The sequence below is a fragment of the Methylobacterium symbioticum genome, from assembly GCF_902141845.1.
In the GTDB taxonomy this organism is placed as follows: Bacteria; Pseudomonadota; Alphaproteobacteria; order Rhizobiales; family Beijerinckiaceae; genus Methylobacterium; species Methylobacterium symbioticum.
Map to the genome: position 1 here is coordinate 1 of NZ_CABFPH010000191.1, position 4,847 is coordinate 4,847.

The 4,847-nt window shown below is 69.2% G+C and carries 5 protein-coding genes and 1 pseudogene; 1 reads left to right on the plus strand and 5 read right to left on the minus strand.

The genetic code is table 11. The features are described from left to right. The first annotated feature begins 263 nt into the window (after positions 1-263). Complete coding sequence (locus MET9862_RS28380) at positions 264-1,487, plus strand: L-dopachrome tautomerase-related protein (RefSeq protein WP_142586232.1); 1,224 nt, start codon at positions 264-266, stop codon at positions 1,485-1,487. Positions 1,488-1,559: 72 nt separating this feature from the next. On the opposite strand, the gene MET9862_RS28385 is transcribed toward MET9862_RS28380, so the two are convergent. The 5 genes and pseudogenes from MET9862_RS28385 to MET9862_RS30850 form a co-directional block, all read right to left on the minus strand. Continuing rightward, positions 1,560-2,435 carry an RNA polymerase factor sigma-32 gene (locus MET9862_RS28385; protein WP_142586233.1) on the minus strand — a complete coding sequence of 292 codons (876 nt, stop codon included), beginning with the start codon at positions 2,433-2,435 and terminating at the stop codon, positions 1,560-1,562. Positions 2,436-2,810: 375 nt separating this feature from the next. Further along, on the minus strand, positions 2,811-3,401 hold the full coding sequence (locus MET9862_RS28390) for a CarD family transcriptional regulator (RefSeq protein WP_142586234.1): 591 nt from the start codon (positions 3,399-3,401) through the stop codon (positions 2,811-2,813). A 495-nt stretch (positions 3,402-3,896) separates the two neighbouring features. Further along, positions 3,897-4,235: a ferredoxin FdxA gene (fdxA, locus tag MET9862_RS28395; RefSeq protein WP_142586235.1), complete on the minus strand. Its 339-nt coding sequence runs from the start codon at positions 4,233-4,235 to the stop codon at positions 3,897-3,899. Between the two features lie 237 nt (positions 4,236-4,472). After that, positions 4,473-4,736 carry an RNA-binding S4 domain-containing protein gene (locus MET9862_RS28400; protein WP_142586236.1) on the minus strand — a complete coding sequence of 88 codons (264 nt, stop codon included), beginning with the start codon at positions 4,734-4,736 and terminating at the stop codon, positions 4,473-4,475. Further along, positions 4,720-4,847 (minus strand): annotated as a pseudogene (locus MET9862_RS30850) (succinyl-diaminopimelate desuccinylase); the annotation flags it as partial. The gene MET9862_RS28400 and the pseudogene MET9862_RS30850, both read right to left, overlap by 17 nt.

Genomic DNA, 4,847 nt, shown 5'->3' on the forward strand with positions numbered 1-4,847 from the left:
GCGGAGAGCGAGGCGGGCCAGCTGCGCGCGGAGGCCGCGCAGCGGGCGGAAGCGCGCGCCGCGGAGGAGGCGCGCCTCGCGCGGGGCATCGTCGCTGCCGCCGAACGGATCGAGCGGATGGCGCAGGCGCTCGCCGGCTCCGAGCCGCGCGGCACCTGAGCCGGAGACCCGACGCGGACGGGGAAGCTTGGCGGGCACGACGCGCGTTGGCTCCGGGACACCCCTCCCCGTTCCAACCGGTCACCTCCGAAGGCTCAGGCGCGATGACGAAACCGACCCTTCCCGCGGCGGGACGCAGCGTCTGCGCGGCGCTGCTCCTGGCCGCCCTCCCCGCGGCCGCCCGGGCCCAGGAACCTCAAGCATCCCCCTCTCCGACGATGCCGGCCTCGGCCACGCTCACCCAGGTCGCGCGCTTCGAGCATCAGGTGACCGGCGTCACCGTGGCGCGGGACGGGCGCATCTTCGTGAACTTTCCGCGCTGGAGCGAGGACGCCCCGGTCTCGGTGGCCGAGTTGAAGGACGGCAAGCCCGTCCCCTACCCGAACGCGGATTGGAATGCGTGGCGTAATGCCCGGTCCGACGCGCTCTCGCCCAAGGACCATTTCGTCTGCGTGCAGAGCGTGGTGGCCGACGCACAGGACCGGCTCTGGGTGGTCGATGCCGCCGCCCCGGCCATGGCCCACGTGATCAAGGACGGCCCGAAGCTCGTCGGGATCGACCTGAAGACGAACACCGTGATCAAGACGATCCCCTTCGACGAAACGGTCGCCCTGCAGGCCTCCTACCTCAACGACGTGCGCATCGCGCCGGACGGCAAGACCGCCTACCTCACCGATTCCGGCGCCGAGGGTGCGCTGATCGTGGTCGACATCGAGAGCGGCAAGGCCCGGCGCGTGCTCTCCGGCCACGCCTCGACCATGCCGGACAAGAGCGTGACCGTGACCGCCGACGGCAAGCCACTGCGCCGGCCGGACGGACGCGGGGTCGATTTCGCCTCGGACGGGATCGCCCTCTCCCCCGACGGCAAGACGCTGTACTGGCAGGCGATCAAGGGCAAGACGCTCTACAGCCTGCCGACCGAGGCCCTGAGCGGATGGGCGACCGCCTCGGTGGTTCCGGAGCTGCTCACGGACCGAGCTCTGGCGAGCCGGATCGCCGTCGTCGGCGAGAATGGGCCCGCGGACGGCCTGCTGGTCGCCCGGCGCGACGGACGGATGTACGTCACCGCGGTGCAGGACAGCGCGATCAAGGTGCGCGACCTCGCCAACGCGGCGGGCGGCCTGACGGTGCTGGTTCAGGATTCGCGCCTGCGCTGGCCCGATACCTTCAGCGAGGGCCCCGACGGGACGCTCTACGTCACCACGTCGCACATTCAGGATTCGGCAGACTACAAGCCGGACGCGCCGCGCAGCCTGCCGACCGAGCTGTGGGCGCTGAAGCCGGCCGATTCCGAGGCGACGGGATCGACGGGCGCGTCCGGTCGCTGATCTCGAAACAAAAAAAGGCCCGGCTCATAGCCGGGCTTCCATTCGTTCGCGGATGATCGAGAGCGGGCTACGTCAGCCGATATAGGGGCTGCCGGTGGCGGCAGGGAAACGCTCGGCCAACGCCCGGCGCAGCTTCTCCAGAGCACGGTTCTCGATCTGGCGAACACGCTCCTTCGAGATGCCGAGGCGGTGGCCGAGAGCCTCGAGAGTCGCCTGCTCCTCGGCGAGGCGCCGCTCGCGCAGGATACGCAGCTCGCGCTCGGAGAGCACGCCGAGGGCTTGGTGCAGCCAACTCAGGCGGCGCTCGCCGTCGACGGCCGCGCTCACCGTTTCGTCCGGCAGGGCAGAATCGTCGACCAAGAAGTCCATGCGCTCGGAGGAGACCTCGCTGTCCTCGCCCACGGGCGCGTTGAGCGACATGTCGGGCCCGGAGAGGCGCGCATCCATCAGCGCCACGTCCTCGCGCGAGACGCCGATGGCGTTGGCGATGCGGCGGTGGATCTCGTCGCCGACCCGCTCCTCGGTGGATTGCATCAGGCGAGCGCGCAGGCGGCGCAGATTGAAGAACAGCGCCTTCTGAGCCGAGGAGGTGCCACCGCGAACGATCGACCAGTTGCGCAGGATGTAGTCCTGGATCGAGGCGCGGATCCACCACGTCGCGTAGGTCGAGAAGCGCACGTCCCGCTCAGGCTCGAAACGGGCCGCAGCTTCCATCAGGCCGACATGCCCTTCCTGAACGAGGTCGGCCATGGGCAGGCCGTAATGGCGGAAGCGGCCCGCCAGGGCGATCACGAGGCGCATATGGGCCGAGATCAGGCGGTGCAGCGCGCGCTCGTCGCGCTTCTCCTTCCAGCGGATCGCGAGACCGCGCTCCTCCTCACGGGCCAGGAAAGGCGCCTCCATCGCGGTTCGAATGAACTGCCGCCGGATTCCCGCGATTTCCGCCATCCCCGCCTGCCTCTTTCTGTCGAGTGCTGATGAGGCTCGGGCCCGGTTCGGGACGCGCAGGCGTCTCCAGGGCCTTTGCCAGGCAAGGCCACAACAGTGCGGCGCACACGAAGGTTCCCGACCTCGGGCAAGTTTGCGCGAGTCAATCGGGCGCAAGCGAAAGACGCCTGCGCGAGCCGACCTCCGGCGGACGGGTGACTCTACGGACATGGACCGGATGACGGCTTCCGCCAGCCCCCGCCTCCGCTGGGCAAGTGGATTTTTCCAAGGGTCACCGCGGAATCGGCGCGCGCACGAAAAAGGGCCCGGCGGATGCGATCCGCCGGGCCCTGTCGATCGCTTCAGGCGGGACTGCGCTCCGCCGCGCGATGCCGCTCAGGCGGCCTCTTCCTGAATGTCGTCGCCCTCGCTGTCGGCGTCGCCCTCCGCCTCGGCCTTGGCCCGGCGCGGCGACTTGGCGAGGCTCTGTTCGATGAGCTTCAGCGCCTCGGTCTCGGTGATCTTGTTCACCGAGGAGATCTCGCGCACGATCCGGTCGAGGGCCGCCTCGTAGAGTTGGCGCTCGCTGTAGGACTGCTCGGGCTGCGCCTCGGAGCGATAGAGGTCACGCACGACCTCGGTCACCGCGAGCAGATCGCCCGAATTGATCTTCGCCTCGTATTCCTGGGCACGGCGGGACCACATGGTGCGCTTGATGCGCGCGCGGCCGGTGAGGACGTCCAGCGCCTTCTTGACGACGTCCGGCTCCGAGAGCTTGCGCATGCCGACGCTGTTGGCCTTCGCGGTGGGCACGCGCAGGACCATCTTGTCCTTCTCGAAGGACACGACGAACAGCTCCAGTTTGAAGCCCGCGACCTCCTGCTCCTCGATCGCCGTGATGCGGCCGACGCCGTGAGCCGGATATACGACGGCTTCGCCGGTCTTGAATCCCTGGCGGCCTGCCGTGGTCTTCTTGGCTGTCGTCATGCGAGAAGGGCCTCCGAACATCGCGCGGGGATTTTTTATGATCCGCGCCGAACCGTTTCACCCGGGGCGGGACACCCGGCTTCAACCACCGTCCGCCGGCTCGCCCCATCTGCGGGACGGAAGCCGGCAGCTCCCAGGTGCAGCCGTCGATATGCCACGGGTGAACGACCGCAGAGGCGAGAGCCCTCAACGGTCGGTCGCGTGCAACCTCGTTCCCCTGGAGAGCGCAGGACTGCGTTTGGAGAGCGGAGGAGGCACGTCAGGCACGAGCGACGGCAGGCGGATTGTGTATCACAATCCGCCCGGCAAATCAAAGGCGTGCAGCCTCCAGCGGGGCTGTTCGCGCCCGCAGAGCCCACTTGTGCACGCTGGTACCGCCGTGTCCTCGGAGGCCGGCGCAGCCCAGCCTCGCGCGCCCCGCATAGGTGGCAAACCGCCCGCCGCGCCGCGCGCAGCAGGGCGTTGCCGTCAGGCCTTCGACGGGATCGGAGCTGATCAGTCGCCGGAACCGGGATTGGGCGAGAAATGCGCCTCGAGTTTGCCGGCGACCCCGTCCCACTCCTTGGCGTCGCCGGGGGCGTCCTTCTTCTGCGTGATGTTCGGCCAGGTCTTGGCGTAATCCGCGTTGAGCTTCAGCCAGGTCTCCAGGCTCGGCTCCGTATCGGGCTTGATCGCCTCGGCCGGGCATTCCGGCTCGCAGACGCCGCAATCGATGCACTCGTCGGGATGGATGACGAGCATGTTCTCGCCTTCGTAGAAGCAGTCCACCGGACAGACTTCCACGCAGTCCATGTACTTGCACTTGATGCAGTTTTCGGTGACGACGTAGGTCATGGGCGGATGATCGTCCTCATGTCCGCGCGCTCCCGCTCGGGCGATGCCGCGAGTCCCGCGCGGCCTGACGTCTCCGCCAGCCTGTCGCGGGCCGTTCTCGCGGGCGGCCGTCTGACGCGCTTCAAATTCCTGTCGGGCTGCCGAGCGGCCCGGGTCGGATGGCTCTAACGGCTGCCCGGAGGACTGACAAGCGCGCCCTGCGCAGGCGGCATGGCGAGCCCTCCGCCTGTGGCTCGCTTACAATGATTCCAGGCTGCCGCCGCCATCGGATCCGAGCAGATCCTCGTAGAGGCGGCGCGCCTCGGGAGCCGGGCCCCGCCGCTCGCCGAGATCGAGCACCCGCACGCTCGCGGTTCCATGCGGCGCAGCAACCGTCACCACGTCTCCGACGGCGACGCCCCGGGCCGGCGCTTCGGCCCGCTTGCCGTTGAGACGGACATGGCCGTCGGTGACGAGGCGGGCGGCAAGCGAGCGCGTCCTGGCGAAGCGGGCGAACCACAGCCAGAGATCGAGCCGCCGCGCCGAGCACCTGGGCGAGCAGAGCGAGCGCCCCGCCCTCCTCCGGCGTGACCGAGGGGCAGCGGATCAGGGCCTGGGCGAGATCGAGGGCAA